This is a genomic window from Streptomyces sp. NBC_01635 (assembly GCF_045209715.1).
Taxonomy (GTDB): domain Bacteria; phylum Actinomycetota; class Actinomycetes; order Streptomycetales; family Streptomycetaceae; genus Streptomyces; species Streptomyces hirsutus.
This window is the reverse complement of record NZ_CP109277.1, coordinates 3,013,336-3,036,469: the sequence shown is the minus strand read 5'-3', so window position 1 is coordinate 3,036,469 and position 23,134 is coordinate 3,013,336. Positions and strand designations below refer to the sequence as shown.

Annotated in this window: 18 protein-coding genes and 3 pseudogenes; 13 read left to right on the top strand and 8 right to left on the bottom strand. The window is 71.9% G+C overall.

Annotation, left to right across the window (positions count from 1 at the left end):
- Window positions 1-101: 101 nt before the first annotated feature.
- Both OHB56_RS14305 and OHB56_RS14300 read right to left on the bottom strand, forming a co-directional pair.
- Window positions 102-701, bottom strand: a complete 600-nt coding sequence (locus OHB56_RS14305) for a hypothetical protein (RefSeq protein WP_406353632.1) — start codon at window positions 699-701, stop codon at window positions 102-104.
- A gap of 287 nt (window positions 702-988) precedes the next feature.
- Window positions 989-3,145 (bottom strand): molybdopterin oxidoreductase family protein, encoded by a 2,157-nt coding sequence (locus OHB56_RS14300; protein ID WP_406353631.1) that lies wholly within the window; start codon window positions 3,143-3,145, stop codon window positions 989-991.
- A 265-nt stretch (window positions 3,146-3,410) separates the two neighbouring features.
- Between OHB56_RS14300 and OHB56_RS14295 the strand changes: the two genes are divergently transcribed.
- From OHB56_RS14295 to OHB56_RS14275, 5 genes are all read left to right on the top strand, one after another.
- Window positions 3,411-3,893, top strand: coding sequence for a hypothetical protein (locus OHB56_RS14295; RefSeq protein WP_406353630.1), 483 nt, complete (start codon window positions 3,411-3,413; stop codon window positions 3,891-3,893).
- Entirely contained in the window at window positions 3,890-4,204 is a 315-nt protein-coding gene (locus tag OHB56_RS14290) for a hypothetical protein (protein WP_406353628.1), read from the top strand. The genes OHB56_RS14295 and OHB56_RS14290 overlap by 4 nt, the downstream gene beginning before the upstream one ends.
- Before the next feature lie 205 nt (window positions 4,205-4,409).
- Window positions 4,410-4,868 carry a peptidoglycan-binding protein gene (locus OHB56_RS14285; protein WP_406353627.1) on the top strand — a complete coding sequence of 153 codons (459 nt, stop codon included), beginning with the start codon at window positions 4,410-4,412 and terminating at the stop codon, window positions 4,866-4,868.
- A gap of 73 nt (window positions 4,869-4,941) precedes the next feature.
- Complete coding sequence (locus OHB56_RS14280; RefSeq protein ID WP_406353625.1) at window positions 4,942-5,094, top strand: hypothetical protein; 153 nt, start codon at window positions 4,942-4,944, stop codon at window positions 5,092-5,094.
- Between the two features lie 108 nt (window positions 5,095-5,202).
- Window positions 5,203-5,604, top strand: coding sequence for a hypothetical protein (locus OHB56_RS14275; RefSeq protein WP_406353623.1), 402 nt, complete (start codon window positions 5,203-5,205; stop codon window positions 5,602-5,604).
- A gap of 295 nt (window positions 5,605-5,899) precedes the next feature.
- On the opposite strand, the gene OHB56_RS14270 is transcribed toward OHB56_RS14275, so the two are convergent.
- A complete protein-coding gene (locus tag OHB56_RS14270; RefSeq protein WP_355304951.1) occupies window positions 5,900-6,046 on the bottom strand; it encodes a hypothetical protein in 147 nt (48 codons plus the stop codon).
- Window positions 6,047-6,315: 269 nt separating this feature from the next.
- Here OHB56_RS14270 and OHB56_RS14265 point away from each other — a divergent pair.
- Together OHB56_RS14265 and OHB56_RS14260 are read left to right on the top strand one after the other, a co-directional pair.
- Window positions 6,316-6,555: pseudogene (locus tag OHB56_RS14265) on the top strand (transposase); the annotation flags it as partial.
- A gap of 117 nt (window positions 6,556-6,672) precedes the next feature.
- Window positions 6,673-6,834: pseudogene (locus OHB56_RS14260) on the top strand (IS5/IS1182 family transposase); the annotation flags it as partial.
- Between the two features lie 382 nt (window positions 6,835-7,216).
- Here the strand turns inward: OHB56_RS14260 and tpg are convergent.
- Both tpg and tap read right to left on the bottom strand, forming a co-directional pair.
- Complete coding sequence (gene tpg / locus OHB56_RS14255; RefSeq protein WP_406353620.1) at window positions 7,217-7,774, bottom strand: telomere-protecting terminal protein Tpg; 558 nt, start codon at window positions 7,772-7,774, stop codon at window positions 7,217-7,219.
- Between the two features lie 3 nt (window positions 7,775-7,777).
- Window positions 7,778-9,934 carry a telomere-associated protein Tap gene (gene tap / locus OHB56_RS14250; protein WP_406353618.1) on the bottom strand — a complete coding sequence of 719 codons (2,157 nt, stop codon included), beginning with the start codon at window positions 9,932-9,934 and terminating at the stop codon, window positions 7,778-7,780.
- A 275-nt stretch (window positions 9,935-10,209) separates the two neighbouring features.
- On the opposite strand from tap, the pseudogene OHB56_RS14245 reads away from it, so the two are divergent.
- Both OHB56_RS14245 and OHB56_RS14240 read left to right on the top strand, forming a co-directional pair.
- A pseudogene (locus tag OHB56_RS14245) lies at window positions 10,210-10,329 on the top strand (IS5/IS1182 family transposase); the annotation flags it as partial.
- 501 nt (window positions 10,330-10,830) lie between these two features.
- Complete coding sequence (locus OHB56_RS14240) at window positions 10,831-12,900, top strand: PA14 domain-containing protein (protein ID WP_406353617.1); 2,070 nt, start codon at window positions 10,831-10,833, stop codon at window positions 12,898-12,900.
- Window positions 12,901-13,412: 512 nt separating this feature from the next.
- On the opposite strand, the gene OHB56_RS14235 is transcribed toward OHB56_RS14240, so the two are convergent.
- Window positions 13,413-14,618, bottom strand: a complete 1,206-nt coding sequence (locus tag OHB56_RS14235) for an esterase/lipase family protein (RefSeq protein ID WP_406353616.1) — start codon at window positions 14,616-14,618, stop codon at window positions 13,413-13,415.
- A gap of 569 nt (window positions 14,619-15,187) precedes the next feature.
- The gene (locus tag OHB56_RS14230; protein WP_055595496.1) at window positions 15,188-15,922 is read right to left on the bottom strand and encodes a vancomycin high temperature exclusion protein; all 735 of its coding nucleotides are present in this window, start codon (window positions 15,920-15,922) and stop codon (window positions 15,188-15,190) included.
- Between the two features lie 235 nt (window positions 15,923-16,157).
- Here OHB56_RS14230 and OHB56_RS14225 point away from each other — a divergent pair, with 235 nt between their 5' ends.
- Entirely contained in the window at window positions 16,158-16,979 is an 822-nt protein-coding gene (locus OHB56_RS14225; RefSeq protein WP_406359056.1) for a sirohydrochlorin chelatase, read from the top strand.
- A gap of 121 nt (window positions 16,980-17,100) precedes the next feature.
- Here the strand turns inward: OHB56_RS14225 and OHB56_RS14220 are convergent, their stop codons facing one another.
- A complete protein-coding gene (locus OHB56_RS14220; RefSeq protein ID WP_406353615.1) occupies window positions 17,101-18,084 on the bottom strand; it encodes a phosphotransferase family protein in 984 nt (327 codons plus the stop codon).
- 154 nt (window positions 18,085-18,238) lie between these two features.
- Here OHB56_RS14220 and OHB56_RS14215 point away from each other — a divergent pair, with 154 nt between their 5' ends.
- From OHB56_RS14215 to dnaG, 3 genes are all read left to right on the top strand, one after another.
- Window positions 18,239-19,579: a deoxyguanosinetriphosphate triphosphohydrolase gene (locus tag OHB56_RS14215; protein ID WP_406353613.1), complete on the top strand. Its 1,341-nt coding sequence runs from the start codon at window positions 18,239-18,241 to the stop codon at window positions 19,577-19,579.
- Between the two features lie 188 nt (window positions 19,580-19,767).
- Window positions 19,768-21,033 (top strand): FAD-dependent oxidoreductase, encoded by a 1,266-nt coding sequence (locus OHB56_RS14210; protein ID WP_326752609.1) that lies wholly within the window; start codon window positions 19,768-19,770, stop codon window positions 21,031-21,033.
- A 106-nt stretch (window positions 21,034-21,139) separates the two neighbouring features.
- Complete coding sequence (gene dnaG, locus OHB56_RS14205; protein ID WP_406353611.1) at window positions 21,140-23,074, top strand: DNA primase; 1,935 nt, start codon at window positions 21,140-21,142, stop codon at window positions 23,072-23,074.
- Window positions 23,075-23,134: the final 60 nt, after the last annotated feature.

Below are 23,134 nucleotides of genomic sequence, written 5' to 3'. Positions count from 1 at the left end.
TCTCCGGAGTCGGCCCCCATGCCCCTCCGGGCCGCGAGGGGCGTCGGACCCGGAGGGGGAGGGGACATGCGGTACGGCGGACGGGCGGTGGAGGGCGCCCGTCAGAACCCGTCGCCTCTCGCCCGGCGATGCAGGAGCCAGGTACCGCCCGCGGCGGCGACGGCGAGAGCCGCCACACCGGCCGTGGTCTGCACGGGATCGGGACCCAGAGCGCCACCGACCCCCGTCTTCACACTGCCCCGGGGATGCACCTGCTGCGCCGCGGGCGTCAGACTGACCACCAGGTCGCCGGTCACCCGCTGCCCGCCCGCCTCGCACGTCGCGGTGATCTCGTACGTGCCCGGCTGCGCCCCCGGCGGCACCCGGAACCGTCCGGTCGAGTCCGGCTCGTCCGAGCCCGGAGCCAGCGTGAAACGGCCGGCGCCCACGGCGGTGGCGTCGCCCGCGACCGTGTCGTCGTCGCTGCACGCCGCGGTGTTCACCGTCACCTGCGCACCGGCCACGACCATGTCCGGGTGCAGTTCCAGGCTCCCGGCGGGCCTCCCGGCCGGCGCGTCGTAAGGGGGGCCCGCGGGGGCGGCGGACTCCTCGGCGTACGCGGCTGGTGCGGCGGCCGCCATGAGCAGTCCCGCGGCGGCCACGGCGAGCGCGGGTCCGATCAGGGCGGTCGGGCCGGGCAGCCGCCGGGCGGTACCTCGCATCGATGCTCCTCGGGCTCACGAAGGGGACACGCCCGCGGCACCCCCATGTGCCGCCGTCAGTCGCGTCCCCACTGGTCCGAGGTAAAGGCCGGCGGGCGCGGCTCGCTCTCTGAAGGGGCGTCAGAAATGCGGTGAACGGGTGTCGGCCGGCCCCGGCGGAAGCCCCTTCCGCGCCCGTTTCAGCAGGTCAACGCCGTGCCGCGGGCCCGGCCGGGGGAAAGAACCCGATGGGTGCGCCGCCGGCGGTGAACGGGTGAGGCGGGAGCGGCCGCCGATCGGGACGGGGCTCAGGACCGGACCGGCTCCACCCGCACCGCGCACACCTTGAACTCCGGCATCCGCGACGTGGGGTCCAGAGCGGGATGGGTGAGGGTGTTCGCGCGGCCCTCGCCCGCCCAGTGGAACGGCATGAACACGGTGTCGGGACGGATCGCGGTGGTGATCCGGGCCGGTGCCACCGCCCGGCCCCGCCGGGACACCACGGCCAGCGGATCGCCCTCGGCCGCACCGAGCCGCTCCGCGAGCCGCGGATGCAGTTCCACGAACGGGCCGGGCGCGGCCGCGTTCAGTTCGTCCACGCGCCGGGTCTGCGCGCCGGACTGGTACTGCGCCACCACCCGGCCGGTGGTCAGCAGGACGGGGTAGTCGTCGTCGGGCTCCTCGGCGTTCGCGCGGTGCGCGACGGGCACGAACCGGGCCCGCCCGTCCTCGGTGGCGAACCGGTCGAGGAACAGCCGGGGGGTACCGGGGTGCACGGCGCTGTCCGCTGCCACCGGTGCCGGTGCCGCCGCGACCGCCGCCACCGGCGTGGGTTCGGGCTCGGGCGCCGGGCACGGCCAGAACACGCCGTTCTCCTCCGCGAGCCGCCGGTAACTGATCCCGGAGTAGTCCGCCGGCCCGCCCGCGCTCGCCCGCCGCAGCTCCTCGAAGACCTCCTCGGGATCGGTCGGGAACCTCTTCTCCGGACTCGGCCCGCCGCCGAGCCGGGCGGCCAGCTCGTGCAGCACCTCCAGGTCGCTGCGCACCCCGTCCGGGGCCGGCAGCGCGCGCCGCCGCAGCAGCACCCTGCCCTCCAGGCTGGTCGTCGTGCCCGTCTCCTCCGCCCACTGCGTCACCGGCAGGACGACATCGGCGAGCGCGGCCGTCTCCGACAGCACGACGTCGCAGACCGCCAGGAAGTCCAGCGACCTGATGCGCTCCTCGACGTGCGCCGCGCGGGGTGCCGACACCACCGGGTTGGAGCCCATCAGCAGCAGCGAGCGGATGTCCGTACCCAGCGCGTCCAGCAGCTCGTACGCGCTGCGCCCCGGGCCGGGCAGCGCGTCGGGGTCCACGCCCCAGACCCCCGCCACGTGCCGGCGGGCCGCCGGGTCGGTCAGCTTGCGGTAGCCGGGCAACTGGTCGGCCTTCTGGCCGTGTTCACGCCCACCCTGTCCGTTTCCCTGACCGGTCAGGCAGCCGTACCCGGACAACGGACGGCCCGCGCGGCCGGTCGCCAGGCACAGGTTGATCCAGGCGCCCACGGTGTCGGTGCCCTTGGCCTGCTGCTCGGGTCCGCGGGCGGTGAGCACCATGGCTGCCTCCGGCTCGCAGAACAGCCGTGCGGTCTCCCGCAGCAGGGGCACGGGCACGCCGGTGATCCGCTCCACGTACTCCGGCCAGTGCGCCATCGCCGCGGCCCGGGTCTCCTCCCAGCCGGTGGTGCGTTCCCGGATGTACGCCTCGTCGGTACGGCCCTCGGCGACGACCAGGTGCAGCAGGCCCAGCGCCAGCGCGAGGTCGGTGCCGGGGCGGGGCGCCAGATGCAGGTCGGCCTGCTCGGCGGTCCTCGTACGGCGGGGGTCGACGACGATCAGCGTGCCGCCGTTCTCCTTCAGCTCGGCGAAGTAGCGCAGCGCCGGCGGCATGGTCTCCGCCGGGTTCGAGCCGACGAGGATCACGCAGCCGGTCCTCGGGATGTCCTCCAGGGGGAACGGCAGCCCCCGGTCCAGCCCGAACGCCCTGATGCCCGCGGCCGCGGCGGACGACATGCAGAAGCGGCCGTTGTAGTCGATCTGGGAGGTGCCCAGCACCACCCGCGCGAACTTCCCCAGCGCGTACGCCTTCTCGTTCGTCAGCCCGCCGCCGCCGAACACCCCGACCGCGTCCGCCCCGTACCCGGTGCGCGTCCGTCCCAGCCCTTCGGCGATCCGGTCCAGCGCCTCGTCCCAGCCGGCGGGCACCAGCGCGTCCGTCTCCGGGGACCGCACCAGGGGCGAGGTCAGCCGCACGCCGGGGTCGAGCACCGCCGGTGCCGTACGCCCCTTGCCGCACAGCGCGCCCCGGTTCACCGGGAAGTCCGCGCGCTCGCTCACCCGGACGGTCCCGCCCGGCGCGGGCGTCAGATTCATCCCGCACTGCAGGGCGCAGTACGGGCAGTGCGTGGGCGTCACGGTGCTCTGCATGCCGTCCAGCGTGCGCCGCACGTGTTACGCACCGCACCGGCCCCTGTTACGCCCCCGGTACGGCCACCTCCCCCGGGCCGGGGGAGCGCGGTGAGGCCGGGGCGGACGGCTGTGCCGAAGCGCGATAGTTGTCACCATCGGCGGCCACTGACCTGCGGTCCTGGCGCGACGAGGCTCGATAGTTGTCAGCGGCTCCGGTGGCCCGTCGGCCAGCTGAGCTGCACGGCGCTGTGGGGCGCCAGTCGCGGCCGCCGTCGACGCAGCGATGCCCGGGTCCTCCGAGACCGAGCGCCGTGCGGCGACCGAGCAGCAGCTGCACCAGGACGTGACGGCCAGGGCGTGGGCGAAGGCGTACGAGTGGGAGCAGGTCCGCGCCCGGCAGGCCGCCGCAGCTCAGGCCTGTGCCGAAGCCGCGGCCGCGCAGCCGGCCGACGTCGTCCCGGCCGCGCCGGTGGCCCCGGTCGTGCTGCCCGCACCCCGCCCGGCCGCCGTCACCCCCGCCCCGGAGACGGAGACCGCTGACGTCGACGACGACCAGGAGCTGGTCCTCGAGGAGCTGACCCGCGAGCAGGTCCGCGACTGGCGGGTGCGGGGGATGAAGGACCACCAGGTCATCTTCGACCACATCGACCGGCACGGCGAGACGTCCGCGAGGCGGTTGTTCAGCCACCAGCTGGTCAACCAGGCGCAGCGCCTGTCCGGCACCCACCACCTGGTCCTCGGGCACACCACCTGGGGGCAGGCATGAGCGGCGGCGAGGCGTCCGGGGTCGACCTGGCCCGGGTCGCGCTGCGGGCCGCGATGGAGGCGGCGCGGAAGAACGGCAGCAGCCAGAAGGCGAAGCAGAAGCCGCAGCCGGTCCATACGGTGCGGCGCGACGGGCGCGAGCCGATGGGGCTTGGTGCCGCGATCGGCTCGCTGGTCACCGAGCGGGCTTGGGAGCTCCCTGCCGCTGGCGCCTCCCTGCGGGAACGGTGGGCGGCCATCGCCCGGAACTCGCGGGGCACGTTGCGGCCGTGGGGGACGTGTCGCAGGTTGCGCGAGTCCGACGGCTGGTAGGTGGCCGGTCAGACTACGGCCGTGTCCGAGACAGCACGCTGCCTGTCCCGGACAACGCCCTGACCAGCCCGGACGTCTTCGGCCTGTCCGGGACAGGCCGAAGCCATTGTTGTGCAGCTTCTTGCCGGGCCAGCATGTTGCCGCATCAGCCGGGCTCAGTCCGGTTGAGTCACACCTGACAACCCTGACCAAGCAGGAGGTACTAATGATCACGCGGGTACAACGGAGTGACGGGTCCTTAATGCGCCTCCGTGGCGCGTTCACCGGAGCCGCCCTCTGCTCTGTCCTCGCCTTCGGCGCCATGCTGGCAAGTCCCGGCGCAGCCGTCGCCTCGATGGCGGTGGAGGGGAGCTCCGCAGCAGTCTCGGCGCAGGCTTCGTGCACCATTACCTGGCGGACGACCGAGAATTACCATGGATTCACCGCAGGCTACAGCTGGGCGTGGAACGTCGTGGTCGGTCCGGGAGCCACCGGCGACCGGGTCCGGGAGATCCAGTGCCTCGTCAACAATCATGCCTACTACGATGGCCCTGACGTGGCGGTCGACGGGCAGTACGGCAGTGCAACCACTAGGGCAGTCAAAAGGCTTCAGGAAAATTGGGGCAGGGGCACTGTGGACGGTGTCGTCGGGCCGGAGACCTGGAGGGCTCTGCGCGCAGCTTGATTCGGGGCGTCGCTACCGCTCGTCCAGCTCGCTCCGCAATCCGGCTCCGGTTCGGGTACACGGACCGCTCGCCGTGGACGACACCTCCACGTCCGGCGGCCAGGACCTGGGCTCCTGGGACTCCACGATCACGGGCAACACCTACGTCCGTGTCTACGTCTGCCTCGGCTTGAAGCGCCCTGACCAGTCCGGGGTGCGCTGCGCCTCCGACGTCGCGTACGCGTAGGCAACGCCCGACGGGACCGCGCACCCACAGTGCTTACGGCCCCGCCGCCGATCCGGGCGGCGGGGCCTTCACTGGCCATGCAAGAGCCAACCACCCCTTGGAGGACTCATGGTGAATGTCCGAAAACGCCTCGCATGCAGCACGATCGCGGCCGCGCTGCTCACCGGGGCCCTGGCCCTCGCGCCGACGGCCCAGGCTGGCGAGGAGACGGCCGCGTCCTGCTACGGAAGCGCGATCAGCTATTCCAAGCCGGACGGTGACGTCGATCTCCCAGCCGGTCGGCTGTTCGTGGCGTCGGGCAACTGCGCCGACATCAACATCAAACCCAAGACCAACCGTTACATCATGGTGTGCACCGAGACGGTATCCGGGGGTAGTTCCTGCCCCTCGGACTACACGCTCGTGCAGGGCGGTGTGTGGAACGTGCTCAAGTACCGCGTCGACGCCGGCACGCAGTTCTACTTCAATTTCCGCTCGGCTGCGTTGTCCAACGGGAGTTGGGCAGCCTGATTTCGCGAGGGCAGGAGGCTACCCATCCGTAACGAGCCCGGCGGCCCGGAGTACGACCTGCTCCTGCTCCAGGTCGAACAAGCGGCCTGACGCTGGACAGCCGAAGTGGGGTGTTTCCTGGGGGAGACGCCCCACTTCGCCGGTTTCGATGGAGCAGGGCCGCGAGCGCTGTCTGCGGGCGGCGTGACCCGGGCGACTGGCGTGCAGGATCCCGACGAGCCCAGCGCCTTTCGGTAACTTGGCCACTTTGCGCATCACGATTGGCCGGAGGGCAGCGATCTATCCGCGTTTCACGTCACGCGGCGGACAGACTCCATGCCCCGGCCGAGCGCACCTGGTAGTAGCCGCGGCCCGGCCACTGGAACGTGTGCTCCCCGGCGCTGCCCTCGGCCACCGTCACCCGGTAGGCGAGCCGGTCGTCCAGAGCCTCCAACTGGATCACGCTCGGTCCCTCATACCGCAGAACACCCGGACCCGGCTCCCCATTACCTTCTTGGTGGCCCCGCAAAGGGGCGCCCGGCCTTCGGAGTCGGCATGACTTTCTCCCCTTGTCGAACGCATGGCCTGGGGGGTGGTGTCACCAGCTCCGGAGACATCGACAGACCGCTGATTAGGGGCATGACCACCGGCTTCTTCGCAGGTCGGGAGGCTCTTCGTAATGTGGATGTGGCGATCGGTGCCGTGGGACGGCCGGGTGAATGCGACCGGAGGATGCGCGTGATCGACACCAGTGACATCGGCGCCTTCCTCGGCCTGGACGTCGGCAAGGGCGAGCACCACGCCACCACCGTCACGCCAGCCGGGAAGAATGCCTTCGACAAGCGGCTACCCAACAGCGAACCCAAGCTCCGTGAGGTCTTCGGAAAGCTGCAGGCCAAGCATGGGACCGTGCTCGTCGTGGTCGACCAGCCGGCCTCCATCGGTGCTCTGCCGCTGGCGGTGGCCCGGGACATGGAGCCCTTTCCAATCTGAGGGCGGCGTCGTCGAGGTGGACTGCTGTACAACGCGAAGAAGCTCCTGGTAGACGGGTTCACGACCAAGATCACCCGTGTCCGCCAGGAGCTTCGCGTGCTTGTCTACCCGTCGTCGATCGATCTGTCCAGCCACACCCTGCGCTATCTGACAGGACAACTCCGGACACGGCAGCGCGAGATCGGAACGCGGTGGCGGCGGCTGCCGGTGGGCCGGCAGGCCCTGCTCGCCCTGGCCCACTTGAGGTGCGGTGTCACCGAACCCTGCAGCAGTCCCCATCAGCAGATGGTGGCTCTGGCTGAACGGCTCCCTGCCGCCGAACATTTCGATCTATACACCAAGGTCGCTAACCGTCGGGAACACTTCAGATTCGGACGCGAGCCCGATGGGAATGCCGCTGCTTCATGGACGTGGGAGGACCTGGAGTGATCGGGAATACTGCCAGGCGCGTAGAGGCGAGTGACGGTTTGCCGGAGCGTCGTAGGTCGGTTCAGGTTGGTGCACGAAGCAGTCTGGTTGTCACCAACGAAACCTCGCAGGTGACAACAAGCCTGCCTATGTGACAACTACCGTGCCTTGGCTCAACGGCGACGGCTCGACCGCCGGGAATCCGGCGGTCGAGCCGTCGCCGTCCGTCCCTTCAGTAGTCCAGGTCCAGGTAGTCGATGTCGTTGATGGCCACGTCCGACAGTCCCGTGGCGCGGCCGCCGCCGTCCTGGAAGTAGACGTCCTTGAACCCCTCGGCGATGATCCCGCGCATCTCCCGGTCGCCGGCCCCCGCGGCGCGGGCGTCGAACAGGCGCTGTGCGTACGCCGGGGGGAGGTGCACGGTGAGCCGTCGCAAGCGTCCGTCGTCGGTCGTGCCGACCGGTGCCGTGTATCCGAAGCGGGCCCTCGTCTCCACCGTGATCCCACCCGTGGCGGCGGCCTGCTTCTGCCGGCGCCTACGCACCTGCGGCTGCCAGCGGGCCCGCACCGCGTCGTCGATCTTCGCGGCGACGTCGGCGCGGGCGTGCTTGCGGGCGCCGCGCCGATAGCGGTTCACGGAGTCGGCGGTGACGCCGATCTCCTGCGCGACGGCCTTCGCGCTGCCCAACTGCTTGAGCAGGTAGCGGATCTGGCTCTTGAGCGTCTTCGGCGGCTCACGGGTGAAGCTCTCCCGGTCGGCCCGCTCGATGGCGTCCTCGATCTCCCCCACCGGTCACTCCCCTTCGTCCAGGACGGCGTCGCCGCCCTTGATGTGGCGGGCCGGGTTGAGGCCCTGCTCCATCAGGCCGACCGCCCACAGCATCGACTGGACGCCCTCCAGCTTCGCCAGGCCCGGGGTGGGCCCGAGGCGGAAGCCGCCGGGCTGCGGCTTGCCGCTGGCGGCGTAGGGCAGGAAGTCCAGCGGGCTGTCGCCCGGCGAGGGGTAGACGACGCAGTCGGACAGCACGGCGAGCGGGTACAGGCCCGTCATCGCCGCCATGTTGCGCAGCTTGCGGTGCATGTTGACCCGCGCCCTGGAGATGACGGCGGCGCGGATGTCCGGGCGCCAGGTCGGCCGCTGAAGGGCCGGCCACCGCTCCCCCTCCTGGTAGCGGCGGCCCTGCGGACGCTCGCGCAGCTTGCCCACGCCGCCCTTGACCGTGGCCTTGACGGCGGCGAGGACGGCGGTCAGGGCCGGGTCGACGTCCTTGTGGCGTTCCATCGCCGCGAGGAACTCCGTGTCCGACAGGTCCTTGGTGACGCCGAGGTCGGCGAGCGTGTCGACGTACGCCGACCTGAGCCGGTCGTGCCACGGATCCAGGTACGCGCCGGTCTCCCGGCGCAGGTACGCCTCGATCGGATGCACGTCGTGGCCGAGCTCCTGGGCGTAGGCGACGGTGTGCGTCTGGTACCAGGCCGGCCCGGTCGGACGCTCGCCGGACGGCGTGAACGGCGACGGCAGGCGCGGGTCCGGCTCGATGGGGGACAGGTCGACCAGCCAGGAGCCGGGGATCTTCGGGTTGAACGCCGGGGCGTGGAAGTGGTCCGGGGCGGACAGGCCGACGACCAGGCGGTTCGCGGCGGCGAGGAACGCGGTGTTCAGGTCCAGGCCGACCGCGTACGGCAGCGTGCACTCCTCATCCGTGAGCAGATCGACGTCGCGGACCCACTGGTACGCCTCCTCGTCCAGGAACCCGCCGGTCCAGCCGCTGTTCACGACCACGGGGTGTTCGGGGGTGGCCTCCGGCGGCGCCGGGTCCATCGGCTCCGTGCCCAGCGAGCCGGGGTTGTGGCCGGGCACCCAGTTCCCGGTCCCCCGGTCCTGCACGGCCCTCGTGGGCGGGCGCAGCGCCGTCATCAACTCCAGCCCCGAGACGGCCGTGGAGCCGCGCGGGGTGATGACCCGCTGGGCGTACACCCCGAGGACGCGGGCGATGTCGGCCGGCTCCATCTCCGCGACGCCGGGCCAGGACCGCTCGTCGAGGGCGTCCCAGGAGAGGATGGCCAACTGCACGCACTGCCGCTCGCGGCCCTGCGCCTTGCGGTAGACGCGGGCCCACGGGCCGAAGCCGCGCTGCGTGAGTTGCCACTTCGCCTTCGTCACCTGCTTGACCACCGGGTGGTCCTCGGGCAGACGCAGGGAGCGGCGCTGCTCGTGGCCCTCCAGGCGCTCCGGCAGCCCGAGCTTCACGGCGGCGGAGGCGGTGAGCACGATCAGCGGGTCGGAGTCCTTGCCGTGGCGGTTCAGCTTCGCGGCCCCGAGGCCGGACTCGCGCAGCGTCCACTCCACCAGCTCCGGCACGGTGGCCGCCGGGCAGTCGAGCACGATGCCGTCGACGCCGTACGCGGAGCCGTCGCCGTCCAGCACCGCGAGCGGGCCGTGCGGGAAACGCGGGTCGTCGACGGGCTTCACGGTCCTCTTCGCCGCCGGACGACCCGACGACACCGCCGGGCGCGAGGCCGGACGGGCGGGGGCGGTCCGGGCGGCCTGGGCGAGGGGCGCCTCCACCGGCGTGGCGGTCGCCGGCCCGGGCGCGGCCGGTCCGGCGACCGTGGCCGACACCTCCGGCTGCGGCGCGACGGCCGGGGCGGGCGCGGCGGTGGACACACCGGGAACACCGGGCGCACTGGCAACACCGGGCGCGGGATACTTCGCCGCCCAGCCCTTCAGAAGCCGCTGGTACGCCTCCAGGCGGGGCGGCTTGGGCTCGGAACGGCCGTTCTCCCAGTTCTTGACGCTCTGCGTCGACGTCTTCAGCGCGGCCGCGAGACGGGCCTGGGTGATGCCGGCGGCCTCGCGCAGCCGGGCGCGCTCCGCCGGGGACGGGAGCTGAGGCTCCTCCTCCAGCAGCGCGTCGACCGACGCGAACAGCTCTTCCTCGGTGGCCATGGCGCTCTCCTTCCGCGCCTCGACCCTAGCGGACCTTACCCTCCCGTTTAACCTGCTCATATAACCCGTTCGAGCGGCAGGGAGGGTGGCGGGGTCCTCAACGTCCGTCTGCGGTGCGGATCGACACGGCAGACGGACGTGGGCCATTTTTTTGCACCCGACGATGGTCCGGCCCGTCGGTCCGGTCGGGCCGGGTGCCCCGACCGGGCCGGCTCGACGGCCACGCCGAGCTCCTTGCTGATCCGGACAGACGGGCCCGCGGCGAGCCGGGCCGGCCATCGGAGCGGGGCAAGCCCGGTTCCGAGATGCATGTCCTGTCCGACGCGGCCGGACTGCCCCTGGTCGCGGGGCTCTTTGCCGCCAACACCCACGACAGCCAGGGTCTGAAGCCCATGTGAAGGTCATTCGCCCGTCCTGCCCAGGCGTCAATGCGGTTGATGCCAGGTCAAGGTGACTCCGCGAGATCTGGCGCACGCAGCCTCGTTCATGGCCCGAAAGCGCCCGCGACCCCGCCGTACGATGATCACCGTGACTGCCCACCGTGCCCTTGGCGTCGGCCCCGAGGCTCCCGCGCGAAGCAGTATCCGCGCCGCCCAGGCCGACCTTCTCGACGTACTCCCTGGCGTACGTCTGCCAGACCTTCACGAGATCCGAGCGTGCGGAGTCGTTGGCCCCCGCTCCCCGGTCGACGAGCCCTCGCCGGACCCTCGGGACCGGCTCCCCGGTCGATGAGGTCTCAGATTCCACCGATTGACCGGCCAAGCACCTCACTGCCTTTCCAGATGGTGGCACAGGTTGTGGGTCACCGTGCACCAGCTCAGCGCCGATGGTGGCCGCCGGGTGTCCGTGCGGGCCGGCGGTACAACCGTCTCCGCTCCTCGCGAGTCATGATCTTCATGAACCCAGCCAGACGCACGACCACCGCGGCCGCGACCGCCGTCGTGCTCGCCACCGCCGGCGGCCTGCTCACCGTGACCACGGTGCCCGCCTCCGCCGCGACCACCTGCACCTCCCCGGTGTTCAAGCGGCAGTTCTACGCGAACACCAAGTTCTCCGGTACGCCGAAGAAGACCGACTGCGACTCGGCCGTCGACCAGAGCTGGAGCGGCGCCCCCGTGACCGGCCTCCCGAGGGACAACTTCGGCGTCCGCTGGAGCGTGACCCGCGACTTCGGCTCCGGCGGCCCCTTCTCCTTCAGCGCCTCGGGGCTGGACGGCATCCGTGTCTATCTCGACGGCGTCCGCAAGATCGACCTCTGGAAGAACGTCTCGACGACCGTCTCCAAGAACGTCGACGTCACCATCCCCTCCGGCAAGCACACCCTCCGCGTCGACTACGTCAACTGGACCGGCAGCGCCAAGGTCAAGTTCACGTACGCCCCGCGCACCGCCGCCACCATCGACAAGACCAAGCCGCTGGTGCCGACCGGGACTTCGGTGTTGTACGACCAGGCCACCGGCAAGGCGAAGCTCACCTGGGCGAAGAACAAGGAGATGGACCTTGCCGGATACCGGATCTACCGGCGCGGCAAGGGCGGCTCCTTCCCCGGCATGCCGCTGGCGACGACCACTTCCACGTCGTACACCGACACCAACCTCCCGAAGTCGGGCGCGACTTTCTACTACGAGGTCCGCGCCTACGACAAGGCGGGCAACGAGTCCACCGGCACTGCCGACCAGGGTGTCACCACGGTGGACCGGCTGGCGCCGACCGTCCGTGATCTGAAGGTCCTCAACGAGACCTCCCTGGAGGGGGTGGGCTTCTGGTGGATGTCCGACGAGGGGTCGCTGAAGTACAAGCTGCTGAGGGCCAGTTCGCCCGACGGGCCGTTCACGGTGGCCAAGAGCAATCTGAGCAACTCGGCGACCGATGAAACCGCCCCGTACGGGGAGACCTCCTACTACAAGGTCGCAGCGACCGACCCGGCGGGCAACACCGGGTACTCGTCGGTGGTGTCGTTCGCCCGGCCGCTCGCCGTGCCCTACTTCAGCAGGTCGCAGAACCGGCCGGAGGACGGTGGCGGCGTCGACCTGTCCTGGCAGGTGTCGCCGTACGCACCGACGGAGTTCCGGGTCCACCGCGAGGAGCGCCGCTTCGACGACGCGACCGGCACGTTCGACGTCGTCGACTCCCGGGTGGTGCCCTGCGCCCCGACGCTCACCGACACCGCCTACGGCATCCGCCACACGTACGCCTGCACCGACACCACGGCCACCCCGAGCCCGTCCAAAAGCTTCTACGTGTACTGGGTGACCACCGTCGACGCGCTCGGGCGGGAGTCGGGGCCGTCCGCCGCCCACTCGCTCTCCTACCGTGACGGCACCGCCCCGCCGGCCGTCACCGGGTTCACGGCCACCGCCACCGAGTACGGCACGGTCCTGGACTGGGAGGACAGCCCGGCCGCCGACCTCGCCCAGTACAGCGTATTCCGGAAGAGCACGAAGGACGACGGCACCGAGTACACCTGGGTGGGACAGACCAAGCCGGGAACGACCCGGTTCGTCGACACGGAGAACCTCCAGGACGGCGAGAACCACACGTACTTCGTGGACGCGTTGGACACCTCGGGCAACTCCGTCCACAACTCGGCCGGCGACCCCTACGAGACGGCGCACACCACCGTCACCGAGTACGACCTGCGGCCCACCGCGGAGACGCCGGCCGACTGGCTGGTCTCCGTCAAGGCCAAGGCCGATCCCGCCGCCGGCACGGTCCAGCTCGACTGGGACCTGTCCTCCGCGTACAACCGGACGGACATCACCGGATACCGGGTCTACCGCTGGAACCCGGCCACCGCCGCGTACGAGCCGCTGACCGCGGACCCGGTCACCGGCCTGTCGTACACCGACACCACGGCCACTGCCGGCACCACGCACTTCTACTGGGTGACGGCGCTCCATGCCGACGGCATCGAATCCGCCCCCGGCGACGCCTGGGCCGCCCTGGCTCCTCAGCAGTCCGAGTAAGCACTGCGAAGGGGCCCGGAGAACATCTCCGGGCCCCTTCGCACACGTGCCTGGTCCTTCAGGAGCGGGTGCTCAAGTGTGGGTCGCTCGGTCGGCGTCGACCTCCATGCCCCAGCACTCGATCCTCGTCAGGCCACGCCGACTTCGTCGCCGTCCGGACCGGCGAACTCCCCGCGCCACGCACGGCGCACACGGCGGAGCCCGCCCGGTGACGAACCCACCGGGATTCTCAGCCTCGATCCGGCCTCTGAACTGGGCCGCAGCCGCTTGGCATTGTTTTTTCGGTGAGAACTACCGGGACCCCACGACCCAGCCCAGCCGGTACAGACACACGGCACCCCGAGCGGGTTCACTTCACACGACCAGGTTGACTGGCAAGAAAGCCGCAACGACTGGGTTCGCTGTCAAACGCCTCGAAAGGTTGAGCGGGCCGGTCAGAGCGCGGATCGACGAAGGGGCTGCCGTCCGCCTGGTGTGAGCGGACGGCGGTCCTGGCCGACGGTGACAAGGGATCAGTCGGGGAGCCGGTCCATGAGCCAGGTGCACAGCTCCTCGGTGATGGCCGTGTGCGCGGTGGTCGTGGACGAACAGAGGAAGTCGTCCAGCTCGCTCTCGTCCAGGTCCAGTCCGTTGATGTCCGCGTACAGGTCGTCCTGCGTCTCGATGTCGCGGATCGCGACCGCGCTGACCGAGGGGACGAAGCACACGTCCTCGTGCCGCAGGTCCGCCTTGCCGCCGAGCTTCTTCATCGCCTCGGCGAGGATCTTGTAGGTGTGCAGGGTTCCGCCCGGCGCGCCGTCCAGTTCCGGGAAGCCGCTGGTCGTGATGGTCTTCTCGGCCTTGGGGAGCCTGCGGTTGAGGTAGGCGGCCGTCACGTCGTCGCCCTGGGCCTGGGTGTAGAAGGTGGTGCCCGGGTAGATCCGGTCGACCCGCAGCGCGACGTCGCCGGGCTTCACGTCCGGCAGGCCGACCCCGTCGGCGCGACCGTTCGCCACGGCGACCTTGAGCGGGATCATCGGCCAGCGTCCGACCCGGTCCAGGGCGGCCAGGAACTCCGTGCGCTCCGGGGCGACACCGATCTTGCCGGTGTCCTTGTCGTAGTGCTGCCACAGCATCTGGCGCGCGGCCGGGCTGTTCATCTGCTTCGCGAAGTTGTTCGGGAGCGGGATGAAGTGCGAGAACGCCTGCACACCGACCGGGATGGAAGCGCCGCGGTGGGGGCTGTCGTAGGAGAAGTACAGCGCGGTCCGGTGGTCCATCCGCTGCGTCTCCAGATGGGCAAGTGCGTAGCGGGTGACGATGCCACCCATGCTGAAACCGCCGACGATCAGACGGGCGTCGCCCTGCTGCTCGGCGATGGCCCGCATGATGGCGGCCTCGGCCGCCTGCGCGTTGTCCAGGATCGACGCGCTGCGCTCCTCGAAGCCGAGCAGGATCACGTCCCTGCCGCGTCGGCGCAGCTCGGTGATGAACGGGTAGCCGCTCTCCAGCCCTTGGTAGAGCGCGTCGAGCCTGCTCCGGCCGAGATTGAAGCCGTCGGCCATGATCACGGGCCGGACGAGACCGCCGCGGTTGCCCTCGCCGGGGAAGACCCAGGCGAAGCCGTTGGGCAGGGTCCACTCGTCGTGCTCCGGTACCTCGACCGGTCCGGCGGGTTCGGCGGTCAGCGAACCGCCGAGGGTGAACGTACCGACGTTGGGCTCGGTCGTTTCGGACATGCTCGTCCTCCTTGCGTGGGGGGTGGGTGAGACGACGTCATCATGGGGGTAAATCCGGGCGTATTGCTCTTCTGACCTGCGGGGTTCACCACATCTGATGGAGCGAGCACGGGAAGTGTTTGGCATACCCGGCATGTGCTGCCGGCCTGTTCTCATCGCTCGTCGGTCCTCCACCGATCGCACGCCGAGAAGGCATGACACAGCCGAGGAGAACCGTTCGTGCGACCACGTCTCCGCCGTGCGCGCCGCAGGGCCGGAGGCACCCGATCGCCACAAGGACACCGGTCGACCCGACACCCGTCCGGTCTCGCGTGACGTGGAGCTCAACCTTCGACGAGAACGCTCGACCTTCGCTGCGACAGGAGAAGCGGCCGAGCGGACTGGTGAAGGCCGGCCGGGACGGCGGGCCCTCGTCGTGCAGACCGGCCGAGCGGTCGGCTTCCGCCTTCAGGCCGCCGATGGGGAGCCGGTGGGCCTGCCCGGCTCGGCGGCCCGTTCGGCCGGGAGAGCGACCGTGATCCGTGTCGGGTCTGCCATGGCACGAGCATGCTGCGATATGCGCGGCACGGTCACCGTGCGGCCGACGGGGCGCGGGTGCCGTCGAGCGCCCGCCGCACCCCCGGCTCCCTCGGGCCGAGGAAGTGGGGGTCCGGGCGGAAGGCCGCGTCCAGGGCCGCCTTGCCCGCGGCGAGGATCTCCCGGGTGCCGCCGTAGTACCAGGTCAGGTCGTGCCGGTCGTCGACGCCGACGCCGTACGAGGAGACGCCGGCCGCCCGGCACAGGGTGACCGCGCGCCGGATGTGGAAGCCCTGGCTGATCAGTACGGCCCGCTCCACACCGAAGATCTTCTTCGCGCGGACGCACGAGTCCCAGGTGTCGAAGCCCGCGTAGTCGCTGACGATCCGCGCGTCGGGCACGCCGTGCCGGGTCAGATAGGCGCGCATCGCGTCCGGCTCGTCGTAGTCCTCACGGCTGTTGTCGCCGGTGACCAGGACCACCTCGATGCGGCCCGCCCGGTACAGCTCGGCCGCCGCGTCCAGCCGGTGCGCGAGATACGGCGACGGCTCCCCCTCCCACAGGCCCGCGCCGAAGACCACGGCGACCTCGGTGCGGGGCACGTCGGCGGTGGTGTGCAGCCGGCCGTCCGCCGCCAGGCGCAGCCACGTCGCCGGCAGCAGCGCCAGGACGCACGCCGCCATCCCCGCCTGCACCAGCCGCCGCCGGCCGGCCCGGGTCCGCGGCAGGTGCGGCCGGCGGAGCCATCGGGCCCCGCCCGCCCTCGCACGGCGCAACAGGTGAAGCATGGGACGGGCACCCTCCCCGGTCGGTCCTCGACGTCGAAGACGCCCCCGCGCGTCCTCCGGTTCAGCCGCGCCGTGTGATCAGCGGCACGGTACGCGGCGGGGCGAAGCCGCGGTTCACGGAACGGGCTCACACCGCGCGGGGCCCGTTCCGTGAACCACCGGAAAACACCCGTCACGCCTGCGCAACGAGGAGGCAACGTCCCCCGGGGACGATCGGGGCATGACGGCGCACCTCATGACCTCGACCTCGCTCAGCAGCAGGCCGCCCGGCCACGGGGCGCCCGGCGGGAGCGGCCGGCGTCGCCCGCTCCCGCCCCCGGCCCTCGTCGTAGTGGCCCACGGCAGCCGTGATCCGCGCGCGCTGAGCACCGTACGGGCGCTCCTGGAGCGCGTCCGCGCACTCCGCCCCGGCCTGCCGGTGCACCTCGGGCACCTCGAGCTGAACGAGCCGCTCCTGACCGACACCCTCACCGGCCTGCACGCACGGGGGACCGCTCGCGCCGTGCTCGTGCCGCTGCTGTTCGGCCGCGGCCACCACGTCAAGCAGGACATCCCCGGGACGGCCGCCGCGTCGCCGCTGCCCACACGCGTGGCCGCCCCGCTCGGCCCGCACCCGCTGCTCGTCGACGCCCTGCAGGCCCGCCTGACGGAGGCCGGCTGGCACACCCCGGCCGACGGGGCGACCCGCCGCGCGAGCGCGGTCGTGCTGGCCGCCGCCGGGTCGCGCGACCCCGAGTCGCGGGCCGCCACGGCCCGCACCGCGGAGCTGCTCGCCCAGCGCCTCGGCGTCCCCGTCGTCCCCGCCTACGCCTCCGCGGCCGCCCCCACCGTCCCCGAGGCCCTGCGCGCCCTCGCCGGCCGGGGCCGCCACCGGGTGGCCGTCGCCTCCTGCTTCACCGCCCCCGGCCGCTTCGCCACGGAGTGCGCGGCAGCCTCCCCCTGGATCACCGCGGCCCCCCTCGGCACCCATCCCGCCCTGGCCCGCCTCCTCCTGCACCGCTACCACCAGGCACGCACGGCCCCCGCCCCGGCGCCCACGAGCCCGGCCCCCGTCTGAACCGGATGCCCAGGACCCGCCCGCGCGGCCGGTCGCGAACGTCGGGGCGACGATGCCTCGACGGAGCGTCGGCGCCACCGCGGAACTCCTGCCCGGAGGCGTTCGTCCCAGCGGCGACGGTTCAGGCGTAGCGGCCGAAAAGGGATTCGATGTACCCCTCCAGCCTCTGCGTCAGGACACCGACGGTCAGATCGACGCGGCCCAGCTCACGCCAGGGGACAGCGACCTTCTCCGGGTCCGGAGCGAAACCCAACGCGTCCAGCAGCCGCCAGTAAAGATGGGCGGTGCCCTCTTCGGCCAGGGTCCCTCCCGCGGCGACGTAGCGATCGGCGAAGCGCATGCCTGCGGGAATCCCGTGCAGCAGGGCGAGGGCCGTCGAGCAATGAGCCACGTCCAGGTCGGCCGGCCCCCAAGAGGTCTCCACCCAGTCCACGACACCGCTGATCCGAAGATCACCGCCGGTGCCTGTGAAGAGAACGTTGCCGGGATGGAAGTCCCGGTGCAGGAAGCACCCCCGATGGACGGGAGGCTCCCGGCGGATGACGTCGAAAGCCCGCTGCCAGAGCTCGGGCCGCTCGGTGGCCGCGGGCAGAGTCACCCGCTCGGGAGAGGCCCAGGCCTGGTAGGTGCGGGGCCGTTGTCGCACGGTCACCGGCAGCCGATGGATACGCACCAACTGCCGGGCCAGCAGTTCAGCGCGGTCATCAGCACCCTGATCGCCCAGACGCACGGTCCCCGGCAGCAGGGACATCAGCAAGGAGGGGTGATCGCAGTACTGCGCCGTCGCATCCACCGCCGCGAGCGTGGCCGCGGGCACGTCCGTGTCACCGAGCAGGCGCAGGACGGTCGCCTCACGGGTCAGCAGGCCCTCCGCGTGCCGAACGAAGAAAGGCTTGACGAAGGACCGCAGGACGAGTGAGCGCCGACCCCCTGGACCACAGAGGTCCAGGCGTCGCATCTCCGACGTCCAGCCGCCGCGCAGCCGCACCACCTTTTCGATGCGCTCCGCCTCGGACAGCCCCTTCTCCACCCAGGAGCGCGTGGCACCCCAGCCCTGACGGTCAAGATCCGTGCCGGTGTCTCCGGCCCCCTCACCCGAAACCATGGAGGCAGGCTATCCGCCTCCCGGCGAACGCATCCCGTGAACCGGATCCGCCGACAGCGCCGACGATCCGGCGGGGGCCTCGCCGCGCGGGCGTGCCCCGGCCGTCGCTTCGGCCGTCACGGCGGCTGTCACCCCGTGCCCGTAGGGTCGAAGCATGGCAGGCACCGGCACCACGACCCCCACCGGCTCCGCGGCGCCCCCGCGGCAGCACCCCGCTTCACCTCCCGGCTACGACCCGGCGTCGGCCGCCCGCTGGGCCGCCGAGCCGGACAAGCGTCCCGGGCGTACCGCCTTCCAGCGCGACCGCGCCCGCGTGCTGCATTCCGGGGCCCTGCGCCGCCTGGCCGGCAAGACGCAGGTCGTCACCCCCGGAGAGGCCGACCCGGTCTGGGACGCCAGCCCCCGCACCCGCCTCACCCACTCCCTCGAATGCGCGCAGGTGGGCCGGGAGCTCGGTGCCGCCCTCGGCTGCGACCCGGACCTGGTGGAGGCCGCCTGCCTCTCGCACGACCTGGGCCACCCGCCCTTCGGCCACAACGGCGAACAGGCGCTGAACGAGTTCGCCGAGGACTGCGGCGGCTTCGAGGGCAACGCCCAGTCGCTGCGCCTGCTCACCCGCATCGAACCCAAGCGGTTCGTCACCGATCCGCAGACCGGCGACCCCGTCAGCGTCGGCCTCAACCTCACCCGGGCCACCCTCGACGCCGCCACCAAGTACCCCTGGCCCCGGGGCGCCCACCCCACCGACCCGGCCTCCGCGAAGTTCGGCGTCTACGAGGACGACCGCCCCGTCTTCGACTGGGCCCGCGAGGGCGCCCCCGACGGCCGTATCTGCTTCGAGGCCCAGGTCATGGACTGGGCGGACGACGTCGCCTACTCGGTGCACGACGTGGAGGACGGCCTGCACGCCGGCCACATCGACCCCAACGTCCTGCACGCCGAGCCCGAACGGCAGGAGGTCTTCGCCGTCGCCGTCGGCCGTTACGTCGGCGCGGACACCGACCCGGCGGAGCTCGCCGAGGCGCTCGACCGCCTCCTCGCCCAGGAGTGGTGGCCGCACGGCTACGACGGCACGGCGGTCGCCCAGGCCCGCCTGAAGGACGCCACCAGCCAGCTCATCGGCCGCTTCTGCCTGGCCGCCGAGGGCGCCACCCGGCAGGAACACGGCAGTGGCCGTCTCACCCGCTACGGAGCCGAACTCGTCGTCCCCCGGGGCACCCGGATGGAGTGCGCCGTCCTCAAGGCGGTCGCCGACCGGTACGTCATGCAGCGCGCCGAGCAGGAGCGGCTCCGCGCCGACCAGCGGATCGTCGTCCTCGAACTGGCCGAGGCGCTCAGCGCCCGCGCCCCCGACGGCCTGGACCCGCAGTTCCGCTCCCTGTTCGCACAGGCGCCGGACGACCGCGCCCGCAAGCGGGTGATCGTCGACCGGATCGCGTCCCTCACCGACGTCTCGGCCCGCTCGCTTCACATCCGCCTCACGGGGCAGGCATGAAGGAGAGGGGGACGCGGAGGGGGCCGGTGGGACACCGGAGACCTGTGCTCGCTCGAAGGTGACCCTCCGTGGCCTGATCGGGCCACCCCCTCTTCCCGCATCACCCTGTGTGCGGGACGCTCGCAAGTGGCGGCACCCACAGTGTTTTCCGGGGGGACACTCCCCGGACCCCCTGCAGGAGGCATCAAGTGGTCGACGCGGATCAGACATTCGTCATCGTCGGAGGCGGCCTGGCGGGCGCGAAGGCGGCCGAGACGCTGCGAACGGAGGGATTCACCGGCCGGGTCCTGCTGATCTGCGACGAGCGGGACCACCCGTACGAACGGCCGCCGCTGTCCAAGGGCTTCCTGCTCGGCAAGGAGGAGCGCGACAGCGTCTTCGTGCACGAACCCGCCTGGTACGCGCGCCACGACATCGAGCTGCACCTCGGCCAGACCGTGGACGCCGTCGACCGCGCCGCGAAGACCGTCCGCTTCGGCGAGGACGGCACCACCGTCCGCTACGACAAACTGCTGCTGGCGAACGGCGCCGAGCCCCGCCGTCTGGACATCCCGGGGACGGACCTCCTCGGCGTCCACCACCTGCGCCGCCTCGCGCACGCCGAACGTCTCAAGGGCGTCCTGGCCTCCCTCGGCCGGGACAACGGCCACCTGGTGATCGCCGGCGCCGGCTGGATCGGCCTGGAGGTCGCCGCGGCGGCCCGCGAGTACGGCGCGGAGGTCACCGTCGTGCACCGCGGGCGGACCCCGCTGTACTCGGTCCTCGGGCCCGAGCTCGGCCAGCTCTTCGCCGACCTGCACAGCGAGCACGGCGTCCGCTTCCACTTCGGCGCCACCCTCACCGGGATCACCGGGCAGGACGGCGTCGTCCTCGCCGCCCGCACCGACGACGGCGAGGAGCACCCGGCGCACGCGGTCCTCGCGGCGATCGGCGCCGCCCCGCGCACCGGCCTCGCCCAGGCGGCGGGCCTGGACCTCGCCGACCCCGCGGACGGCGGCGGCATCCGGGTCGACGAGCGGCTGCGCACCTCCGACCCGTACATCTACGCCGCCGGTGACGTCGCCTCCTTCCCGCACGCCCTCTTCGGCACCCGGCTGCGCGTCGAGCACTGGGCCAACGCCCTCAACGGCGGCCCGGCCGCGGCCCGCGCGATGCTCGGCCGGGAGGTCGTCTACGACCGGGTCCCGTACTTCTTCAGCGACCAGTACGACCTGGGCATGGAGTACTCCGGCTGGGCGCCGCCCGGCTCCTACGACCAGGTCGTGGTCCGGGGCGACGCGGGCAAGCGGGAGTTCATCGCCTTCTGGACGAAGGAGGGCAGGGTCCTGGCCGGCATGAACGTCAACGTGTGGGACGTCACCGACCCGATCCAGCGGCTGATCACCTCCCGGGCCACGGTGGACCCGGACTCCCTGGCGGACCCGCGCGTCCCGCTGGAGAGCCTCGCCTCCTGACGAGGCCTGCCGGCACCGCGCCTTTGGACGCCCGGCGTCCGCCCCGCACCCCAGCGGGGCGGAGACCTCGGATCCGGCTGTCGGCGGACCGCCGTAGACTTCACGCGTGGCTGGACGGATCAACGACGAGGACGTGAAGGCGGTACGGGACGCGGTCCCGATCGACGCCGTGGTGTCCGAGTACCTCCAGCTGCGCAACGCGGGCGGCGGCAACCTCAAGGGCCTGTGCCCGTTCCACGACGAGAAGTCGCCGTCCTTCCAGGTGAGTCCGAGCAAGGGGTTCTTCCACTGCTTCGGCTGCCAGGAGGGCGGCGACACCCTCACGTTCGTGATGAAGATCGACCACCTCTCCTTCTCCGAGGCGGTCGAGCGCCTGGCCGCCCAGGCCGGCATCACCCTGCGCTACGAGGAGGGCGGGTACAACCCCGCCCACCAGCGCGGCGAGCGCATCCGCCTGGTCGAGGCCCACCGGATCGCCGCCGACTGGTACAGGGAGCAGCTCGCGACCTCCCCCGAGGCGGACACCGGCCGCGCCTTCCTCGCGGAGCGCGGCTTCGACCAGGCCGCCGCCCAGCACTTCTCCGTCGGCTACAGCCCCCAGGGCTGGGACCACCTCACCCGCTTCCTGCGCGGCAAGGGCTTCACCGACAAGGAACTGGTCCTCTCCGGCCTCTCCCAGGAGGGCCGCCGCGGCCCCATCGACCGCTTCCGGGGCCGTCTGATGTGGCCCATCCGCGACATCGGCGGCGAAGTCGTCGGCTTCGGCGCCCGCAAGCTGTACGAGTCGGACAACGGGCCGAAGTACCTCAACACCCCCGAGACGGCGATCTACAAGAAGTCCCACGTCCTCTACGGCATCGACCTGGCGAAGAAGGACATCGCGAAGTCGTCCCGCGCGGTCGTCGTCGAGGGCTACACCGACGTCATGGCCTGCCACCTCGCCGGCGTCACCACCGCCATCGCGACCTGCGGCACCGCCTTCGGCGGCGACCACATCAAGATCCTGCGCCGGCTGCTGATGGACAACGGCTCGGCCCGCGTGATCTTCACCTTCGACGGGGACGCGGCCGGCCAGAAGGCGGCCCTGCGCGCCTTCGAGGACGACCAGAAGTTCGCCGCCGAGACCTACATCGCCATCGCGCCCGACGGCATGGACCCCTGCGACCTGCGCCTCGCCAAGGGCGACGACGCGGTCGCGGACCTCGCCGAGCCCCGCACCCCGCTCTTCGAGTTCGCCCTCCGCCACATCGTGGGCCGCTACGACCTGGACACCCCGGCCGGCCGCGCCGCCGCCCTCGACGAGGCCGCCCCCGTCGTCGCCCGCATCAAGAACAGCGGCGCCCAGCACGAGGTCGCCGTCCAGCTCGCCGGCATGCTCGGCATCCTCGACACCCAGTTCGTGGTCAAGCGGGTGGCGCAGCTCGCCCGCTGGGCCCGCGACCGCGGCGGCAAGGGCCCCGCCCCCGACCGGCAGCAGCACGGCGGAGGCGGCGGCCCGCAGCAGTACGGCTCCGCCCCCGCCCAGGCATCCCCGCGCGGCCCCGCCCTCAACCTGCGCAACCCCGTCTTCGCCACCGAACGCGAACTGCTCAAGCTCGCCCTCCAGCGCCCCGAGCTGGTCTCCCCGGCCTTCGACGCGTACGGCCTCGACGAGTTCACCGCCCCGGTGTACGCGGCGGTGCGCCAGGCCATTCTGGACGCGGGAGGCGCCGAGTCCGGCGTTCCCGACTCCCAGGGCTATCTGATCCGCGTCCGTGAGGCCGCCCCCGACGACACCGTCCGCGCCATGGTCACCGAACTCGCCGTCGAGGCGATCATGCTGCACCGGGGCGTCAAGGAGGTCGACGAGAACTACGCGGGCGCCCAGCTGGTCACCGTCCGCCGCCGCGCCGTCGAGCGCCGTATCCGCGAGATCACCGGGCGGCTGACCCGGGTCGCCTCCCAGGGCGACCCGGCCGAACTGGCTTCCGTGCAGAACGAGCTGTGGGTCCTCCAGCAGTACGACCAGGCCCTGCGCGCACACGGCGCGGCGGCCCTGTAACCCGTACCCGCCCCGCCTCCCCCGCCTCCTCTCCCCGTCCCTCCTTTTCTCCGCCCTTGT

What these genes read in the sequence shown, in the direction of transcription:
- OHB56_RS14290 (WP_406353628.1), top strand. Translation starts at nt 3,890, where the DNA reads ATGAGCGGCGGCGAGGCGTCCGGGGTCGACCTGGCCCGGGTCGCGCTG.
- OHB56_RS14230 (WP_055595496.1), bottom strand. Translation starts at nt 15,922, where the DNA reads ATGCTTCACCTGTTGCGCCGTGCGAGGGCGGGCGGGGCCCGATGGCTC.
- OHB56_RS14215 (WP_406353613.1), top strand. Translation starts at nt 18,239, where the DNA reads ATGGCAGGCACCGGCACCACGACCCCCACCGGCTCCGCGGCGCCCCCG.
- OHB56_RS14295 (WP_406353630.1), top strand. Translation starts at nt 3,411, where the DNA reads ATGCCCGGGTCCTCCGAGACCGAGCGCCGTGCGGCGACCGAGCAGCAG.
- OHB56_RS14305 (WP_406353632.1), bottom strand. Translation starts at nt 701, where the DNA reads ATGCGAGGTACCGCCCGGCGGCTGCCCGGCCCGACCGCCCTGATCGGA.
- OHB56_RS14275 (WP_406353623.1), top strand. Translation starts at nt 5,203, where the DNA reads ATGGTGAATGTCCGAAAACGCCTCGCATGCAGCACGATCGCGGCCGCG.
- OHB56_RS14300 (WP_406353631.1), bottom strand. Translation starts at nt 3,145, where the DNA reads ATGCAGAGCACCGTGACGCCCACGCACTGCCCGTACTGCGCCCTGCAG.
- OHB56_RS14220 (WP_406353615.1), bottom strand. Translation starts at nt 18,084, where the DNA reads ATGGTTTCGGGTGAGGGGGCCGGAGACACCGGCACGGATCTTGACCGT.
- tap (WP_406353618.1), bottom strand. Translation starts at nt 9,934, where the DNA reads ATGGCCACCGAGGAAGAGCTGTTCGCGTCGGTCGACGCGCTGCTGGAG.
- OHB56_RS14285 (WP_406353627.1), top strand. Translation starts at nt 4,410, where the DNA reads ATGATCACGCGGGTACAACGGAGTGACGGGTCCTTAATGCGCCTCCGT.
- OHB56_RS14240 (WP_406353617.1), top strand. Translation starts at nt 10,831, where the DNA reads ATGAACCCAGCCAGACGCACGACCACCGCGGCCGCGACCGCCGTCGTG.
- OHB56_RS14225 (WP_406359056.1), top strand. Translation starts at nt 16,158, where the DNA reads ATGACCTCGACCTCGCTCAGCAGCAGGCCGCCCGGCCACGGGGCGCCC.
- OHB56_RS14235 (WP_406353616.1), bottom strand. Translation starts at nt 14,618, where the DNA reads ATGTCCGAAACGACCGAGCCCAACGTCGGTACGTTCACCCTCGGCGGT.